Origin of the sequence: Streptomyces sp. Tue6028 (assembly GCF_002300165.1) — a bacterium.
GTDB lineage: Bacteria > Actinomycetota > Actinomycetes > Streptomycetales > Streptomycetaceae > Streptomyces > Streptomyces siamensis.
In genome coordinates this window covers 121,139-137,302 of record NZ_MLCE01000005.1, presented here as the reverse complement: position 1 = coordinate 137,302, position 16,164 = coordinate 121,139, and the positions used below count along the sequence as shown (strand labels likewise).

Genomic DNA, 16,164 nt, shown 5'->3' with positions numbered 1-16,164 from the left:
GCTGTCGGACATCGCCGGGTCGCCGCCCGGCCGCCGCGCGGGTGCGCGGCGGCCAGGGAGGACGCGGGAATGCGGACTCGGGCGGGGCGGACGCCCCGTGCTCGGACGGCTGTCGCAGCCGCCGCCTCGGGACGGTCGCTCAAGGACGGTCGCGGCGGTTCGGCGGGCTCGGACCGTCCCTCGGGGTTCAGGACCCCGTGGGGTCACCGTGCAGTCGTACCGTGCTGAGGATCTTCTGCACGGTCGCGTCCGACACCTCTTCGCTCACACCCTTGGCACCGTAGAAGGTCCAGGACACGAAGTCGCCCGCCGAGTTCTTGAAGGCGAAGGTGGTCGCCTTGCCGTTGGAGTCGCACTTGCCCTTCTTGGGCACACCGGACGAGTACGTGGTCGCGACGCTGCCCTCGACACCCGACGTCGTCGTGTACGCCTTCGGCTTGCCGATGGTGAGCAGCTTCTTCGAGGCGCTCTTCTGGTCGGTGTAGCCGCCGAAGACCCACCACGCCGAGTCGTTGCGCGCGACGTCGTCGGTGTTCTTGGCGCCGCTCTGGCCCTTGGTGCCCGCCGCGGCCAGCGCGGTGTCGCTCTTGTACCCGTCCTTGTCGTCGTCGGACGTGCACCACTTCTCCTTGAGGAACGCGGGTGCGGACATGCCGATCAGCGCCGAGCCGTCACCCTTCTTGTCGTCCTCGAAGCCGATGAAGGTGCCGGGAGTCTTGACCTCCCAGTCCGCCGGGACGTCGAACGCGGTGCCCCACTTGGGGTTCACGACGACCTTCCAGCCCGCGATGGTCGCCTTCTCCTCGTCGCCGCCGCGCGGGTTGTCGTCGCCGCTGGGGCTCGCCGACGTGGAGGCGGACTTCTTGGGCGACTTGGACGGCTTGCCGCCCGCCTTGTCGTCGTCGTTGCCGCCGCCCAGGACCAGGAAGCCGGTGACTCCGGCCGCGATCACCACGGCCGAGGCCGCGACGATCGCCGTGATCTTCGTCTTGTTGCCGCCGCCACCGCCGCCGCTGCCCCCCGCCGGCTGAGGCGCGCCGGGAGGCTCCGACGGGGAACCCCACTGCGGCTGCCCGTACTGGTTGGGCTGCTGGTACCCGGGCTGCTGGTAGCCGGGCTGCTGGTACGGATTCGGCTGCTGGTACCCCGGCTGCTGGTACGGGTTCTGGTCCTGCGGGTTCTGCTCGCCCCCGGGCGGCTGCTGTCCTGGCCACATGGGCAGTAACCCTAGTGCCGCCCGTGACACGTTTGGGTCACCGCGTTTCGTCAGACGTGTACCGGATCAGTGACTCGGGCAACGAGTCAGGACGCCGGGGGGACGTCGTAGAGCCGTACGGTGGAGACGATTTTCCGCACCGTCGTGTCCGAGACCTCCTCGGACACCCCCTTCGCCCCGAAGAACTCCCACGAAACGATGTCGTTCGAGGGGTCCTTGAAGGAGAAGACGGTCGCCTTCCCGTCGCCGGCGCACTTTTTCGATTTCTCCACACCCGACGACGATGCCGTGGCCAGACTGCCCTTGATGCCGGACTTCGTCGTGTACGGCTCCACGGCGCCGGACGTCACCAGGTCCTTGTCGGGCTGGGTGTAGGCGCCGTAGACCCATGCCGCGGCGTCGTCGCGGGCCGCCGCCTCGGGGCTCCTCGCCCCGTTGTTCCGCTTGGTTCCGGCGCCCGCGAGCATCGTGTAGTCCTCGGTTCCGTCCTTGTCGTCGTCGGAGCCGCACCACTTCTCCTTCAGGAGCGCGGGGGCCGCGACGGCGGCGAGGGGCTCGTCCCGGGGGTCGTCGTCCTCGGAGACGTAGGTGACCCAGCCCGTCGACTTCAGTCCCCACTGCGGGGGGACGTCGAAGGCGATGCCGCGCTTGGGGTTCACCACGGTCTTCCAGCCGGCCACGGTCGGCTTCTCGGCGCCCTCGGTGCCCCGCGGATCGCTCGCCGGGCTCGACGGCGCGGACGGCGACCCGGTCGGCTCGGGTCCCGCCCCGTCGTCCTTGCCCGGTCCGAGCAGGACGAAGCCGGTCACTCCGGCGCCGATGACGACCGCCGCGGCCGAGACCAGGGCGACGACCTTCGTCCGCCTGCCGTCGCCGCGGCCCGCGGGCGGTGTCGCGGAGTCCGCGGTGACCGTCGGGGCGTTCCAGGGGGCCGGTGCCTGGTGATAGGGATTGGGCTGCTGGTACCCCGGCTGTTGGTACGGGTTCGGCTGCCCGGCTCCGGCGTCCGGCAGGGGGCCCGTTCCTCCCGCTCCGGCGTACGGCTGCGGGTTCGACTGTCCGCCCCCGGTGGGCTGTTGGGGATTCTGTCCGCCCGCGGGCGGCTGCTCTCCTGGCCACATGGGGCGTAACGATACGGCGGTGATCGGCGCGCGCTGGCCAAGGGTTGCTACTCACGGGTAACATGCCGGTATGAGCGCAGACCAGATGACGATCGGCGAGATGCTCGCCGCCACCGTGCCGATGGCCCGGACCCTGAACCTCGAGTTCGTGGAGACCGGCCCGGACAAGGCCGTGGTGGCGCTGCCGGACCAGAGCGACTTCCACAACCACGTGGGCGGGCCGCACGCCGGAGCGATGTTCACGCTGGGGGAGTCGGCGAGCGGAGCGATCGTCCTCGCCGCGTTCGGGGACCAGCTCTCGCGCGCCGTGCCGCTCGCGGTGAGCGCCGAGATCGCCTACAAGAAGCTCGCGATGGGGCCCGTCACGGCCACCGCGACCCTGGGCCGGCCCGCCGCCGACGTCGTCGCCGAACTCGACGCCGGCCGGCGTCCCGAGTTCCCGGTCGCCATCGCCATCCAGCGCGCTGACGGAGCCGTCACCGGTGAGATGACGGTCGTCTGGACGCTGCGTCCGAACGGCTGAGCCGCCTTTTGGCAAGGGCCCCGGCCGGGACGTACGCCCCGGCCGGGGCCCTCGCCGTGCCGGCGAAGGTCCCTGGGCCTACGGCCGACCGACGGGTGCTAGTGCCAGTTGCTGATCATGACGTCGTGCGGCGCGGGATCACCCTTGCCGGTCTCGACCAGCTTCTTGAGACTCATCAGGAAGGTCGCCCACTTGGTGCTGCAGTGGTGCATGAACTCCACCGGCTCCTTCCAGCCCTCGTGCCGGAACAGCACGATCGTGAAGCCGTCCTCCTGCTTGAGCTCGAACGTGATCTGCGTGCCGATCCACTCCTCGGGGCCGTCGACGACCTCCCAGAGCACGCGCTCGGCGGGCTGGGCCTCCAGGACCTTCATGTCGAACCCGCCGGGCGCGAAGCGGAACCGGACGACGCCCCCGACCTCGCTGTCGCCTTCCGTGTCCTCGGTCCACCACTTCGACAGCCCGTCGATCGTGGTCAGGGCCGCGTAGACGTCGTCGGGCGACGCCGTGGCGCCGATCCTGTGCAGGATGTCCACCATCTCGATACCTCTTTCGTATGGGGGCGCCCGTGCGCGGGCGCGGTCGGTCAGCTGTCCTTGCTGCGCTGGATCGCTTCGGCGATCCGCTTGATGCGCTGGAGCCGGGCGTCCCACGCGGCTCCGACCGACGACAACTGCGCCACGGCACGGGCGAGTTGGGCCTCGTCGACCTGATAAAGACGCTCGCGTCCGGACGGCGTGACATGGACCAGACCGACCCGGTCGAGCACGCCGAGGTGTTTGGCCACCGCCTGCCGCGTGACCGGCAGCCGCTCGCTCAACGTGGTGGCGGTACCACCGCCGCCGCTCAGCAACAGGTCGAGCATCCGGCGTCGTATGGGGTCCCCGACCGCCGACCAGAGGTCGTCGTCGACGGTGACGCTCATGACGCCGACACCAGCCGGGAGACGTAGGAGACGAGGCGCGGCAGGAAGTGATCCCATCCGGACACGTGGTCGAGGTACTGCTCCTCGAGGACGGCCGCCTCCCAGCCCTTCTCGCGGAACCCGGCCTCGGTGAGGTGCAGCAGCGTGCCCGCGCCGGACGGGACCAGGTCGAAGGTGACCAGGAGGGAGTTGGACGCCGACGCGGTCACGCCCTCGTCGTACACCCACCGGAAGGAGAACCGCCGCGGCGGGTCGGCCTCCACCACCGTGAGCGGCACGGCCGTCGCCTCGGGGGTGGCCGCGTCGCCGAACGTGATGACTCCGGTGCCGCCGGGAACCGGTTCGAACTCCGCCTCGTCCGGCCACCACTCCCGCAGGTGCTCGGGCCTGCTGACCACCTCGTAGACCACCTCGGGCGTGGCCTCGACGTAGATCTCCCGCTCGATGCTGCCGTACTCCATCCCACCGACCTCCATGTGCAACCTTTAGTTGCGTATCACTCTAGAGCGCTCCTCCGTGATGTGCAACCTTTGGTTGCTCGATGGGGGTCAGGTGTGAGCTCCGCGGCACCCTCGGGGCCTCCGTCGGGCGAGACCGACCAGGTAGGCTTCCGGCGTGTACTCAGGGGGAAGTGCACCCCGGGTGATCATGTGCGGCGCATGTGCCCGGACCAGGCACAGTGAAACGGGAGGTACCGGCGTTGCACGTCCAGGACTGGCTCGAGACGGTGCCCGCGGTCAGCATCTATGCGCTCGTGGGCCTGGTCATCGGCTTGGAGAGTCTGGGCATCCCGTTGCCCGGCGAGATCATCCTGGTCTCGGCGGCACTGCTCTCCTCCCAGCACGAGGGCATCAACCCGGTCGTCCTGGGTGCCTGCGCCAGCCTGGGCGCCATCGTCGGCGACTCCATCGGATACGCCATCGGCCGCAAGGGCGGGCGTCCGCTGCTGGCCTGGCTCGGCGCCAAGTTCCCCCGGCACTTCAGTGAGGGGCACGTCGCCACGGCCGAGCGCTCCTTCCAGAAGTGGGGCATGTGGGCCGTCTTCTTCGGCCGGTTCATCGCCCTGCTGAGGATCTTCGCCGGCCCGCTCGCGGGCGTGCTGCGGATGCCGTACTGGAAGTTCCTGATCGCCAACGTGCTCGGCGGCATCGTCTGGGCGGGCGGCACCACCGCGGTCATCTACTACGTCGGTGTCGTCGCGGAGTCCTGGCTGAAGCGCTTCTCGTGGCTGGGTCTCGTCGCGGCGGTGCTCGTCGGCCTCGCCTCGATGCTGATCGTCAAGCGCAAGGCGAAGCGGGCGTCGGCCGAGCGGGCCGAGGCCGGCGTGGAGCCGGTCGCGGCGCCCGCCGGCGACTGAACCGGACGGCGGGCGTCCGAGCCCTGGTCGTCTTCGGGCGCACCCGGCCCTCCCGTGCCGCGCCGCTTCGGCCGCACCGTCGTCAACGGCGACAGCGACCGGGCGACCGGGAGACCGGGCTGAGCTGAGGGGCGGGGCTCAGTTCTCCTCGTGCGCGGCCCGGTGGGCCTTCGCCAGCTCGACGTACAGCGTGCCGTTCAGCGAGATGCCCTCGCGCTCCTCGGCGGTCAGCTGCCGCTTCACCTTGGCGGGCACGCCCGCGACGAGGGAGCCCGGGGGCACCTGCATCCCCTGCGGGACCAGCGCCTGCGCGGCCACCAGCGAACCGGCGCCGATCACCGCGCCGTTCAGCACCGTGGCGCCCATGCCGATGAGGCAGTCGTCCTCGACGGTGGCGCCGTGTACCACCGCGTTGTGCCCGACGGAGACCCGCTCGCCGATCGTGATGGGGAAGCCCTGGTCCACGTGAAGGCTGCAGTTGTCCTGCACGTTGCTGTCGGCGCCGATGACGATGGGACCGCAGTCGGCGCGCAGCACCGCGCCGTACCAGGCGCTCGCACCCGCGTGCAGGGTGACGTCCCCGATGATCACGGAGGTGGGTGCCGCGAAGGCCTCCTGGTCCACCTGCGGGTCCTTGCCGCCGATCCCCATGATCAACGCCTGCTGCGTCATCGCCGCCCCACCGTCTTCTCGTCGCGTCGGTACACCGGCACCGTATGCCATCGCCTGCTGCTCCGGTGGGGTGAAGATCACAGCCGCACGAGCTCATCGGCGCAGCTCGCGCTGAGTACGGTGAGCGGGTGCCCAAGAGCAAGAACACGTTCTCATCATGGCGGCGGCGCCTGGCTCAGCGCGCCGTCCACGCGGGCTGGGCTTGGGTGCAGCGCACGGGAGCCGTCTCGGCCGAGCGCCCGGGGCGCTTCCGCTTCGGGTCGATGGGAACAGGTACCAGACTCGCGTTCCCGCTCGGCACGGTCTTCGGCGAACCCTGGATCCATCTCGGCTCGCACTGCATCGTCGCCGAACAGGTCACGCTGACCGCCGGGTTGATGCCCGACCTGGACCTCGGACCCGACCCCATCCTGCGCATCGGCGACGGTGTCGTCCTGGGTCGCGGCAGCCACGTCATCGCCGACACGACGGTGACGATCGGCAGCGACTGCTACTTCGGACCGTACGTGTACGTCACCTCCACCAACCACTCGTACGACGATCCGCACGAGCCGATCGGCAAGCAGTGGCCGCGGATGGAACCCGTGGAGATCGGGCCCGGGTGCTGGATCGGGACCGGCGCGGTGATCCTGCCGGGCGCCCGCATCGGGCGGAACGTCGTGGTGGCGGCCGGTGCAGTGGTGCGCGGTCAGGTGCCGGACCACGCCGTGGTGGCGGGCGCTCCGGCGCGCGTCGTGCGGCGCTGGGACCCGGTGGCCGGCTGGCAGCCGCCGTTGCGGACCCCGGCGCCCGTGCCGATTCCCGACGGCGTGACCCCGGAGCAGCTGCTGGCACTCTCCGGGCTCGACGAAGAGGCCGCGGCCCGGCTCGCGGAACTCGACCTCGACGCCGAGGACGCCACCGGGGACGTGCGCGCGGAGTCCTGAACGGGTGCCGGCCGTGCGGCCTCGGCCTTCCGCGCTTCGTGTCGGACGCGGAGTCAGCCCGTCGCCAGAAGCACGGTGCCGACGAGGGCGAGGCCGGCGCCCGCGGCCTGCACTCCGCGGAGCCGTTCGCTGAGGAAGCCGCGCGCCGCCAGTGCCGTGACCACCGGGTACAGCGAGGCGAGGACGGCGACCACGGTGACCGGGCCGTGCTGGGCGGCGACGGAGTACGTGCCGTTGGCCGCGACGTCGGCGAGTCCGACGAAGGCGAGCGCGGGCAGGGAAGGCCAGGGGAAGCCGCCCTCGGGGAGCGCCCGGGCGCCGCGCCCGACGGTGGCGAGCAGCGCCGCGCCGCCCGCGGCCACATTGGTCACGCGCTGCACGAAGAGGGCGAGGAAGAGTCCGGTGACCGACGACGACGCCTCCGCGATCAGGGCGAAGACCGTGCCGAAGCCGAGCGCCGCGAGCAGCGAGAGCAGGATCGCCTGCCGCTGCACGGGAGCGCCCCGCAACTGGGGTCCGCCCGCGAGGATCACGCCCGCGACGGCGATCGCGATCCCCGCGAACTGGATCGGCCCGGGACGCTCCCCGAGGACGAGTCCCACGGTGATCGGGACGGCCACGGCGAGGGAACCGAGCGGGGAGACCACGCCCATCGGGCCCAGGGCGAGGGCCTTGTAGAAGGAGAGCAGCGCGACCGGGCCGACCAGGCCCGCGGCGAACGCGAACCACAGCTGCGGTCCGGACGCGCTCCAGCCGCCGGTGGCCACGACGATCGCCCCCAGGACCACGGCGGCGATCGACTGGGAGACGACGACCACCGTGAGGGCCGGCATGCGACGGGTGAGCAGCCCTCCGCCGAAGTCGGCCAGGCCCCACATGAGGCTGGTCGCCAGGGCGAAGAATGCTGGCAGTGCCGTCATCGGGCCCCTCGCAGTACAGTTCGGTGAACGATCGGGTGCACCACACAATAGTTCACCTGATTGAACTCTGTCATCCAGAATATTGGACGGAATGTGTCGGACCTCGACCTGCTGACCCAGTCGCTGGGGCGCAACGTGAAGCGCTGGCGCACCGAGCGCGGCTTCACCCTGGATGCGCTCGCCGCACGCGCCGGGGTCAGCCGCGGCATGCTCATCCAGATCGAGCAGGCCAGGACCAACCCCAGCCTGGGCACCGTCGTCAAGATCGGCGACGCCCTCGGTGTCAGCATCACGACCCTGCTCGACTACGAGCAGGGGCCGAAGGTCCGTATCGTCCCCGCCGAGCAGGCCGTGCGGCTGTGGCACACCGAAGCGGGCAGCTACAACCGGCTCCTCGCGGGCACCGAGGCCCCCGGTCCGCTGGAGATGTGGGACTGGCGGCTGATGCCGGGCGAGGGCAGCCCCTCGGACCCGCACCCGACGGGCACGGTCGAACTCGTCCACGTCACCGAGGGCGAACTGACCCTCACCGTCGACGGGGTCGAGCATCTCGTCCCCGCCGGCGCCAGCGCGTCCTTCGAGGCCAACACCCCGCACCGGTACGGCAACGACGGTGACGTGCCGGTCGAAATGGTCATGGCGGTGTCCGTCCCCCTCGTGCACTGAGGCGTCGCGCGGGTCCTGTTCCTCGTGCGTCGAGGCGTCCTGCGGGCCGTGTTCCTGGTGCATCGAGGCGTCCCGTGGGTCCTGCTCCTCGCGCACCGAGGCGTCCCGCGGGCCGTGCCGTTCGCGTGCCGAGACGTCCGGCCGACCCCGCCGGCACGGCTGTTAGCGTGCCGTCATGCGCGCACCCATCGGACGCTTCGACACCGCCACGCCCGCCCCCGACTGCCTCGACGAACTGACCCGGCCGGTCGCCGACGCCGTACGCGAGTGGCGGGGCGGCACCCCGGCCGACCAGATCGTCTACGTCGACACCGAGCCCGACTGGGCCGACACCGCCACGTTCGTCGAGCACTACGGAGCGGAGCTGCTCGACCAGTCCGCCAACTGCGTGGTCGTCGCGGGCAAGCGGGGCGGCGAGACCACGCTCGCCGCGTGCGTCGTCCTCTCCGCCACCCGCGTCGACGTGAACGGAGTCGTGCGGCGTCAACTCGGTTCCCGCAAGGCCTCGTTCGCGCCGATGGACACGGCGACCGGGGAGACCGGCATGGAGTACGGCGGCATCACGCCGCTGGGGCTCCCCGCCGACTGGCCGCTGCTCGTGGACTCGGCCGTCGTCGAACTGCCCTATGTGCTGGTCGGCAGCGGGCGGCGGCGGGGCAAGCTGCTGGTGCCGGGCAAGATGTTCGCCGAGCTGCCGAACGCGGTGGTGCTGGAGGGGCTCGGAGTCACCTGACCCGCGGTTCGGCGAGGCGTCCGGGCCCGTGCCCGCGAGGGCGCCCGGCCGTCGAGCGCGCGGCGGTCAGGCCGCCGCGTGGTGCGCCAGCGCCAGGTGCGGGTCCGTCTCCCCGGGCGCGGTCGCCGGGTCGGCGTGCACCAGCGCGGCGGTGAGTCTCGGCACCGCGTGCAGCAGGGCGTGTTCGGCCTCGACCGCGATGCGGTGGGCCTCGCGGACACTCGCCTCGCCGTCGACGACCACCGCGACCTCGGCGCGCAGCCGGTGCCCGATCCAGCGCAGCCGCAGCTCACCGACCCCGTGCACGCCCGGCACCTCGCGCAGCGCCCGCTCGGCGCGGTCCACCAACTCCGGGTCCACGGCGTCCATCAGCCGCCGGAACACCTCCCGGGCGGCATCGCGCAGTACCACCAGGATCGCCGCGGTGATCGCCAACCCGACCAGTGGATCGGCCAGTTGCAGGCCGAGTGCCGCGCCCCCCGCACCCACCAGCACGGCGAGCGAGGTGAAGCCGTCCGTCCGCGCGTGCAGCCCGTCCGCGACCAGGGCGGCGGAGCCGATCTCTCGGCCCACGCGGATACGGTGGCGGGCGACCCACTCGTTGCCGAGGAAGCCGATCACGGCTGCCGCCGCGACGACCGGGACGTGCCGCACGGGCTGCGGGTCGAGCAGCCGGTCGATCGCCGTCCAGGCGGCGAAGGCCGCGGACGCCGTGATCGTCAGCACGATCGCGATGCCCGCGAGGTCCTCCGCCCGCCCGTAGCCGTACGTGAAGCGCCGCGTCGCGGCACGGCGGCCCAGGACGAAGGCGATCCCCAGCGGCACGGCCGTCAGGGCGTCCGCCGCGTTGTGCGCGGTGTCGCCGAGCAGTGCCACCGACCCCGACATCACGACGACGACCGCCTGGGCCAGGGCCGTTGCGCCCAGGACCACGAGCGACACCCAGAGCGCGCGCATGCCCCGCGCCGACGACTCCAGTGCGGAGTCGACCTTGTCGGCGGTCGCGTGCGAGTGCGGCGTGATCAGGTGCCGCAGACGGCTCCCCGGAGTGTGCGCGTGGCGGTGCCCGTGGTCGTGGCCCTGCCCGTGCCCGGCGCTGGGGGAGGAGCCGGGCGCGGGGGAGCGGGCGTGGCTGTGCGCGCGGTCGTGGAGGTGGCCGTGACCGTGCTCGTGGTCGTGCACACGGCCGTGGCCGTGATCGTGGTCCTCGTCCGAGTAGCGGTGGTCGCTCACGGGAGTCCCCTTCCGGTGTGCGGGAGTGGACGTGTCGGCGTCCATGAGGCCATTATGTGCGTATGAGCGCACGCATGCACCTGTCACCTGCGCATGATGCGCACCCGCGTACCCCCGGCGAGGGACAGTTCGCTCTCGCCGCCGAGCTGCTGGCACTCCTCGGCGACCGCACGCGCCTCGCGTTGCTGCACGCACTGACCGGCGGCGAGGCCGACGTCACGACGCTCACGGACGCGTGCGGGGCCGCCCGACCGGCCGTGAGCCAGCATCTGGCCCGCCTCCGGCTCGCCGGACTCGTGAACACCCGGAAGGAAGGGCGCCGGGTGATCTACTCGCTCGGTGACGGTCATCTGCGCCGGGTGGTCGACGAGGCCCTGAACCTGGCCGACCACCGCATCAGCGACCGTCCGCCGCACGACTGACGGCCTCTCGTCGTGCGGCCGCGGGGCAGGGCCTCGTCCCGCAGCCCGGCCCGGCCCGGCCCGGCCCGGCCCGCCCCACCCCACCCCGACTCGGCCCGGTCCGGTGCCGGAGTTCAGTGTCCGGTGTCGTCCTCGCCCGCCTCCAGCAGGTTCGCCGCCGCGCCCACGATGCTCGGGTCCGGGCTGCCGACGACCTCCTCGTCCTTGTCGGCGTAGTCGAAGCGCGCCAGGACGCTGCGCATCGCCTCCACGCGGGCCCGCTTCTTGTCATTGCTCTTGACCACGGTCCAGGGCGCTTGCGCAGTGTCCGTCTCGCGGAACATGGCGACCTTGGCGGCCGTGTAGTCGTCCCAGCGGTCGAGGGAGGCCAGGTCCATGGGGCTGAGCTTCCACTGCCGTACCGGGTCGACCTGGCGGATCGTGAACCGCGTGCGCTGTTCGCTCTGCGAGACGGAGAACCAGAACTTCACCAGGTCCACCCCGTCGTCGACGAGCATCCGCTCGAAGGCGGGTGCCTGCCGCATGAAGCGTCGGTACTCGTCGTCCGTGCAGAAGCCCATCACCCGCTCCACGCCGGCCCGGTTGTACCAGGACCGGTCGAACATCACGATCTCGCCCGCGGTCGGCAGGTGTTCCACGTACCGCTGGAAGTACCACTGACCGCGCTCGCGTTCGGTCGGCTTCTCCAGGGCCACCACCCGCGCCCCGCGCGGATTGAGATGCTCGGTGAACCGTTTGATCGTGCCGCCCTTGCCGGCCGCGTCCCGCCCCTCGAAGACGACGACGAGCCGACGGCCGGTCTCCTTGATCCAGCTCTGCAGCTTCAGCAACTCGATCTGCTGGAGCCGCTTGTGCCACTCGTACTCCTTGCGCTCCATGCGCTGCGGGTACGGATAGTTCTCCCGCCAGGTGTCCACCGGGCTGCCGTCCGGCCGGATCAGTACGGGGTCGTCGTGGTCGGTGTAGTCGACTCGCATGCCTGTCAGCAGTTCCGTCATCCCGCCCTCACCTTCGTCCCTCCGATGGAAGCAACCGCAGGCGTACGGCGGGAGAACCCGACGCGAAGGGCGTGCGCGGTGGTCCGCGGCAATGCACGGCCGTGCGCGGTCGTCCGCGGGAATGAACGGCCTTGCGCGGGAAACGGATTGCCGCGGAGGGCGCTCGCTCACGAGGATGGCGGCATGCCGGCCTTCACCGCTCCCGACGGAACCCGCCTCGCCTACCGCGTCCTGGGCGAGGGCGAACCGCTGCTCTGCCTGCCCGGCGGCCCGATGCGGGCCTCCTCCTACCTGGGGGACCTCGGAGGACTGTCGCGGCACCGCCGGCTGATCCTGCTCGACCTGCGCGGAACCGGCGACTCCGGAACCCCCGCCGATCCGGCGACGTACCGCTGCGACCGGCAGGCCGACGACGTCGAGGCGCTCCGCGCGCATCTCGGCCTGGACCGGGTGGATCTGCTCGCGCACTCCGCGGGCGGCGACCTGGCCCTCCAGTACGCCGCCGGACATCCCGGACGCGTCCGCACCCTGACGCTGGTCGCCGGGCGGGCGCGCGCCCTCGGCGTCGACTTCACCGTGGAACACCGCCTGGAGGCGGCCGCGCTGCGCAAGGCCGAACCGTGGTTCGAGGCCGGGCACCCCGCCTACGAACGGATCTGGGCCGGCACCGCGAGCGACGCCGACTGGGACGCCGCCACGCCCTTCTTCTACGGGAGCTGGGACGCGACCGCCCGGGCGCATGCCGCGACCGAGGTCGAGGAGACCAACGAGGAGGCCGCGGAGCTGTACGCGGCACCCGGCGCCTTCCGTCCCGCCGAGACCCGGGCCGCCCTCGCCGCCTGGGACGCGCGGGTCCTGCTCGTGGCGGGAGAACTCGACAGCGGTCCCCTCCCGCGCGTCGCCGCGACCGTCGCGGACCTCTTCCCGCGGGCCGAGTTGAGCGTGCGCCCGGGCGCGGGCCACTATCCGTGGCTCGACGACCCGCGCGGCTTCAGCGGAACCGTCGCGGCGTTCCTCGCCCGGGGCCGGTGACGCGCCCGGCGTCCGCCGGGCCGCCCTCCGGGACCCGTCAGGCCAGTCGCAGATCGATCCACTCGGCACTCTCGCCGGGCAGCACATAGCGCTCCACCTCGACGAAACCGTGCTTCAGGGCGAAGCGGAGGCCGTCGTCGTTGGCCGCGAGCACGACCGTCTCGATCACCTCGGCGCCCAGCCCGCGCGCCTCCTGGAGGCCGCGTGAGTAGAGCTCCTCGCCGAAGCCACGACCGCGGTGCTCGGCGAGCACACGGGCGATGACCGTGGCCGTGGCGGGGTCGTCGGTGGGCGGGCGCACGGTCGTGCACCCCACCAGGACGTCACCGAGGTAGGCGACTTCGAGGCGGTACCGCCGGGCACGCTCCCGCGCGTCGTCCAGGGACATGGCGGCGGCCGGCACGATCACGTTGTGGACGTGCCGCCAGTCCTCCAGACGGGCGTCGTCGTTCGGCTGCTCGATGCGAAGAGTGGACACCGCAGCAGGAAACCGGTGCCGCGGCCGCGCCGTCAACCACAATTCCCGGCGCACTCCGGGCGCCCGTCACCGCGTTCGCCGCGAGCCCGAGCCCGGGGTCAGCCGAGGCGCGGGATCTCGATGGCCGGGCAGCGGTCCATGACCATGTCGAGGCCGGCGGCGCGGGTCCGGTCGTACGCGGACTCGTCGACGACACCGAGCTGGAACCAGACGGCCTTGGCGCCGATGGCCGCCGCCTCGTCGGCGACGGGCCCCGCGAGATCGCTGTTGACGAAGACGTCGACCACGTCGACCTCGAACGGGATGTCGTCGAGGGTGGCGTAGCCCCTCTCCCCGTGGACGGTCTCGGCCTTCGGGTGCACGGGGACGATGCGCTTGCCGTAGCGCTGGAGGACATCGGCGACGCCGTGCGCGGCGCGCCGCTCGTTCGACGAGAGGCCGACGATCGCCCAGGTGTCGCCCAGCTCGGTGAGGATCTTGCGGATCGTTGCCGGGTCGCCGTACATGCTCGGCCTCCTAGGGGTCCCTGTCGTCGCAGCTCGTCACGGTGAACGCCCGTATCGGGGCGCTCAGCGGGACAACAGCGGACGTCACCGGGTGATTCCCAGCAGCAGCTCCGTGTTGCGGTCACCGGCTCCGCCCGCCCAGCCCTCCTGCACGCCGCCCGACATCCCCGCGGCGAGGCCGGGCGCGTTGTACGCCAGTTCCCGGTAGAGGGAGGCGAGGCCCACCGCCGACAGGTCGTCGAAGCCGGGGGCGGTGCGGTGCGGGGCGGCGGATTCGATGAGCGTGGTGAACAGGGAGATCGTTCCGTCGCCGTTGTCGGCCAGTTCGATGAGGCGCGCGTGGTGCGGATAGTCCACGTGGGACGCGGTGTTGACCTCCCAGAAGGAGCGTGCCGGCGTCGCGTGCCCGTGCGGGGTGATCCGGTTGACGTGGCTGTGGCCGTTGATCCAGGCCACCACGTTCGGGAACCGGCTCAGCAGGGCGACCACCTCCGCACCGTCGTGGCGCCGCTCGTCGGTGGGGGCGGCGTCCGGACGGCGGGTCATGCCGGCGCTGTGGTGGTGGCTGAAGACCAGGATGTGCGCGTCGTCGGCCCCGGGACGTCGGACGAGCCGTCCGTCGGCGTCGTACGACCGGGAACTGTGCGCCGCCAGGGTGCGTTCGAGCCAGCGCAGTTGATCGCTGCCGAGGGAGCCCTCGTAGTGGCCGCCGCGGTACGTCGTGTCGATGCTCACGCCGACGACGTTCTCGGCGATCCGGAAGCTGTAGTACATCCGCTCGCCGTCGAGATGGTCCTCGGTGTATCCGTGGCCACGGGGACCGGCACCGGTGTGCGCGGGGTCGAGATGTGCCGCCAGATAGCCGCGCGGGGTGAACGGCCGGCGCCGCTCGTCGGGCGTCACGGTACGCGCCGAGGCCGCGTGCCTGCGCAGGACCGACGAGAGCACCTCGCTCCGCGGGTCGTCACCGGTACGCAGCGCCCGCGCGTAGGCGGCGGCGTCCGCGTCCGGGACCGACAGCAGCTTGCGGGAGCCGACGGCGATGTCGTGGAGCGTCGGCGAGAGGCAACCGCCGGGCAGGTCGTCGTGGTTGCCGACCGTGGAGTACCAGGGGACGCGCAGACCGGGGCTGGACACCGTCCGGGTGGCGGCCTCGAGGAACCCGGGGACGAGAGGGAGCCCGCGCCGCTTGTCCAGGTCGCGCAGCGCGGCGTCGTCCGGGTGCCAGTAGAGCGGCAGCCCGGAGTTCTGGACGCCTTCGTAGGCCGCCGGATCACCGGTGTTCGGGGTGATCCGGCCGCCGCTCATCAGCGTGAGGAACCACTCCAGCTCGATCACCGAGTTGTTGTCGACGTTGTCGCCCGTCGTCATGACGAACGCGGGCGGCAGCCCCGTGTGCGGGCCTGCCCCGAGGGCGTTCACCTGCTCCACCATCGCCACCGCGCCCGCCACCGTGAGCGCCTCCTGCGCCCGCCACGCGGAGGCCCCGCGCGACCGCAGGAACTCCGTGCGCAGTGGGTTCTGCACATCCGTGAGGTGCAGGTCGGTGAACTGGACGAAGCAGGCCAGTGTCGTACGCCGGCCCTGGCGCCCGGTGACGGCGGCGGCGAGCTCCGTCCGCACGGTGAGCGGCCAGCCCGGGCCCGGGACGAGCCGCCGGTACGAGCCGGACCCCGCGGCTCCGCCGAGCCGTGCCGTCGTCTCCAGCGTCGTCGTGCCGTAGGGCGTGGGACGCCGGACGGCTCGGGACTCCCGTCCGGCGGGGGCCCGCGGAGCCGGAGCCCGCGTGGCCGGGTGCCCGGGGGCGTCCGCCGTCGCGGCGCGGCGTCGGCCGGGCAGGAACGCCCCGGTCGTCCCGGCGGCTCCGGCGGCGACGGCGGCACCGGAGGCGAGCAACAGGCGGCGGCGGTTCAGCGTGGCGGCGGGTTCGGTGCCCGTCATGGGGTCGGCCCTTCGGTCTCCGGTGATTCTCACGATCGGCGGTGCCGGTGTCGGCGGTGTCGGCCGTGTCGGATGCGTGCGGCGTCGCCGCGCGGCCTCCTTGAGCGGAACCACTCATTCAGGTTTCCGGTGCACCTGTGTGGCGTCCCCATGAACGCCGTGTGATGCGCCGCCGAAGTCGACGGCAGCCCGAGCGCGAGGTGGTGAGTCCGCCGCGCGGGTCGCCCGGCCGGGTGCCCGGTGCCCGAAGCGGGCGATCGCCGAAGCGGGCGATCGTCGGGCCGGGTGATCGCCGAACCTGGTGATCGCGGAACCGGATGGTCGCCGAACCGCGCGATGCCCGACGCCCGATGCGCGCGGCGGCCGGCCCGGTGCGTGGACTCCGGCATGGCCCGCACGCGGGTCGGACGCACCGGCCGGACATCTTGAAGCGCGAACGCCTGTCCGGAATGGGCTCCATCTCCCTGCGTCCGGCTGCCGGCGCGCCTACGCTCA

Annotated in this window: 19 protein-coding genes; 7 read left to right on the top strand and 12 right to left on the bottom strand. The window is 72.1% G+C overall.

All coding sequences use genetic code 11. The features are described 5' to 3' along the window. Window positions 1-187 precede the first annotated feature (187 nt). On the bottom strand, window positions 188-1,216 hold the full coding sequence (locus BKI49_RS04420) for a DUF8017 domain-containing protein (RefSeq protein WP_095932864.1): 1,029 nt from the start codon (window positions 1,214-1,216) through the stop codon (window positions 188-190). An 86-nt stretch (window positions 1,217-1,302) separates the two neighbouring features. Next, entirely contained in the window at window positions 1,303-2,337 is a 1,035-nt protein-coding gene (locus tag BKI49_RS04415; RefSeq protein ID WP_095932863.1) for a DUF8017 domain-containing protein, read from the bottom strand. Between the two features lie 85 nt (window positions 2,338-2,422). On the opposite strand from BKI49_RS04415, the gene BKI49_RS04410 reads away from it, so the two are divergent. Further along, entirely contained in the window at window positions 2,423-2,860 is a 438-nt protein-coding gene (locus BKI49_RS04410) for a DUF4442 domain-containing protein (RefSeq protein ID WP_095932862.1), read from the top strand. 98 nt (window positions 2,861-2,958) lie between these two features. On the opposite strand, the gene BKI49_RS04405 is transcribed toward BKI49_RS04410, so the two are convergent. The 3 genes from BKI49_RS04405 to BKI49_RS04395 are packed head-to-tail and all read right to left on the bottom strand — an operon-like array spanning window position 2,959 to window position 4,246. Further along, on the bottom strand, window positions 2,959-3,399 hold the full coding sequence (locus BKI49_RS04405) for an SRPBCC family protein (protein WP_095932861.1): 441 nt from the start codon (window positions 3,397-3,399) through the stop codon (window positions 2,959-2,961). 47 nt (window positions 3,400-3,446) lie between these two features. Continuing rightward, complete coding sequence (locus BKI49_RS04400; RefSeq protein ID WP_095932860.1) at window positions 3,447-3,785, bottom strand: ArsR/SmtB family transcription factor; 339 nt, start codon at window positions 3,783-3,785, stop codon at window positions 3,447-3,449. Further along, a complete protein-coding gene (locus tag BKI49_RS04395) occupies window positions 3,782-4,246 on the bottom strand; it encodes an SRPBCC family protein (protein WP_095932924.1) in 465 nt (154 codons plus the stop codon). The genes BKI49_RS04400 and BKI49_RS04395 overlap by 4 nt, the downstream gene beginning before the upstream one ends. A gap of 239 nt (window positions 4,247-4,485) precedes the next feature. Between BKI49_RS04395 and BKI49_RS04390 the strand changes: the two genes are divergently transcribed. Next, on the top strand, window positions 4,486-5,142 hold the full coding sequence (locus tag BKI49_RS04390; protein ID WP_095932859.1) for a DedA family protein: 657 nt from the start codon (window positions 4,486-4,488) through the stop codon (window positions 5,140-5,142). Window positions 5,143-5,280: 138 nt separating this feature from the next. Here the strand turns inward: BKI49_RS04390 and BKI49_RS04385 are convergent, their stop codons facing one another. Further along, window positions 5,281-5,814 carry a gamma carbonic anhydrase family protein gene (locus BKI49_RS04385; RefSeq protein ID WP_095932858.1) on the bottom strand — a complete coding sequence of 178 codons (534 nt, stop codon included), beginning with the start codon at window positions 5,812-5,814 and terminating at the stop codon, window positions 5,281-5,283. Window positions 5,815-5,942: 128 nt separating this feature from the next. On the opposite strand from BKI49_RS04385, the gene BKI49_RS04380 reads away from it, so the two are divergent. Next, complete coding sequence (locus BKI49_RS04380; protein ID WP_257004616.1) at window positions 5,943-6,740, top strand: acyltransferase; 798 nt, start codon at window positions 5,943-5,945, stop codon at window positions 6,738-6,740. Window positions 6,741-6,793: 53 nt separating this feature from the next. Here BKI49_RS04380 and BKI49_RS04375 read toward each other — a convergent pair whose 3' ends face one another. Next, window positions 6,794-7,651, bottom strand: a complete 858-nt coding sequence (locus tag BKI49_RS04375; protein ID WP_095932923.1) for an EamA family transporter — start codon at window positions 7,649-7,651, stop codon at window positions 6,794-6,796. 102 nt (window positions 7,652-7,753) lie between these two features. On the opposite strand from BKI49_RS04375, the gene BKI49_RS04370 reads away from it, so the two are divergent. Both BKI49_RS04370 and BKI49_RS04365 read left to right on the top strand, forming a co-directional pair. Further along, entirely contained in the window at window positions 7,754-8,326 is a 573-nt protein-coding gene (locus tag BKI49_RS04370) for a helix-turn-helix domain-containing protein (protein WP_028800452.1), read from the top strand. A gap of 175 nt (window positions 8,327-8,501) precedes the next feature. Beyond that, complete coding sequence (locus BKI49_RS04365; protein WP_095932856.1) at window positions 8,502-9,059, top strand: YbaK/EbsC family protein; 558 nt, start codon at window positions 8,502-8,504, stop codon at window positions 9,057-9,059. 66 nt (window positions 9,060-9,125) lie between these two features. Here BKI49_RS04365 and BKI49_RS04360 read toward each other — a convergent pair whose 3' ends face one another. Then, on the bottom strand, window positions 9,126-10,337 hold the full coding sequence (locus tag BKI49_RS04360) for a cation diffusion facilitator family transporter (RefSeq protein ID WP_257004614.1): 1,212 nt from the start codon (window positions 10,335-10,337) through the stop codon (window positions 9,126-9,128). 17 nt (window positions 10,338-10,354) lie between these two features. Between BKI49_RS04360 and BKI49_RS04355 the strand changes: the two genes are divergently transcribed. Then, entirely contained in the window at window positions 10,355-10,714 is a 360-nt protein-coding gene (locus tag BKI49_RS04355) for an ArsR/SmtB family transcription factor (protein ID WP_179332330.1), read from the top strand. Window positions 10,715-10,827: 113 nt separating this feature from the next. On the opposite strand, the gene ppk2 is transcribed toward BKI49_RS04355, so the two are convergent. Further along, the gene (gene ppk2, locus BKI49_RS04350; protein ID WP_095932855.1) at window positions 10,828-11,712 is read right to left on the bottom strand and encodes a polyphosphate kinase 2; all 885 of its coding nucleotides are present in this window, start codon (window positions 11,710-11,712) and stop codon (window positions 10,828-10,830) included. Between the two features lie 183 nt (window positions 11,713-11,895). Here ppk2 and BKI49_RS04345 point away from each other — a divergent pair, with 183 nt between their 5' ends. Further along, window positions 11,896-12,744, top strand: a complete 849-nt coding sequence (locus BKI49_RS04345; RefSeq protein ID WP_095932854.1) for an alpha/beta fold hydrolase — start codon at window positions 11,896-11,898, stop codon at window positions 12,742-12,744. Window positions 12,745-12,781: 37 nt separating this feature from the next. Here BKI49_RS04345 and BKI49_RS04340 read toward each other — a convergent pair whose 3' ends face one another. From BKI49_RS04340 to BKI49_RS04330, 3 genes are all read right to left on the bottom strand, one after another. Then, on the bottom strand, window positions 12,782-13,222 hold the full coding sequence (locus tag BKI49_RS04340) for a GNAT family N-acetyltransferase (protein ID WP_095932853.1): 441 nt from the start codon (window positions 13,220-13,222) through the stop codon (window positions 12,782-12,784). Between the two features lie 98 nt (window positions 13,223-13,320). After that, window positions 13,321-13,728: a CoA-binding protein gene (locus BKI49_RS04335; protein WP_095932852.1), complete on the bottom strand. Its 408-nt coding sequence runs from the start codon at window positions 13,726-13,728 to the stop codon at window positions 13,321-13,323. Between the two features lie 84 nt (window positions 13,729-13,812). Then, window positions 13,813-15,669 carry a TIGR03767 family metallophosphoesterase gene (locus BKI49_RS04330; RefSeq protein WP_095932851.1) on the bottom strand — a complete coding sequence of 619 codons (1,857 nt, stop codon included), beginning with the start codon at window positions 15,667-15,669 and terminating at the stop codon, window positions 13,813-13,815. Window positions 15,670-16,164 lie beyond the last annotated feature (495 nt).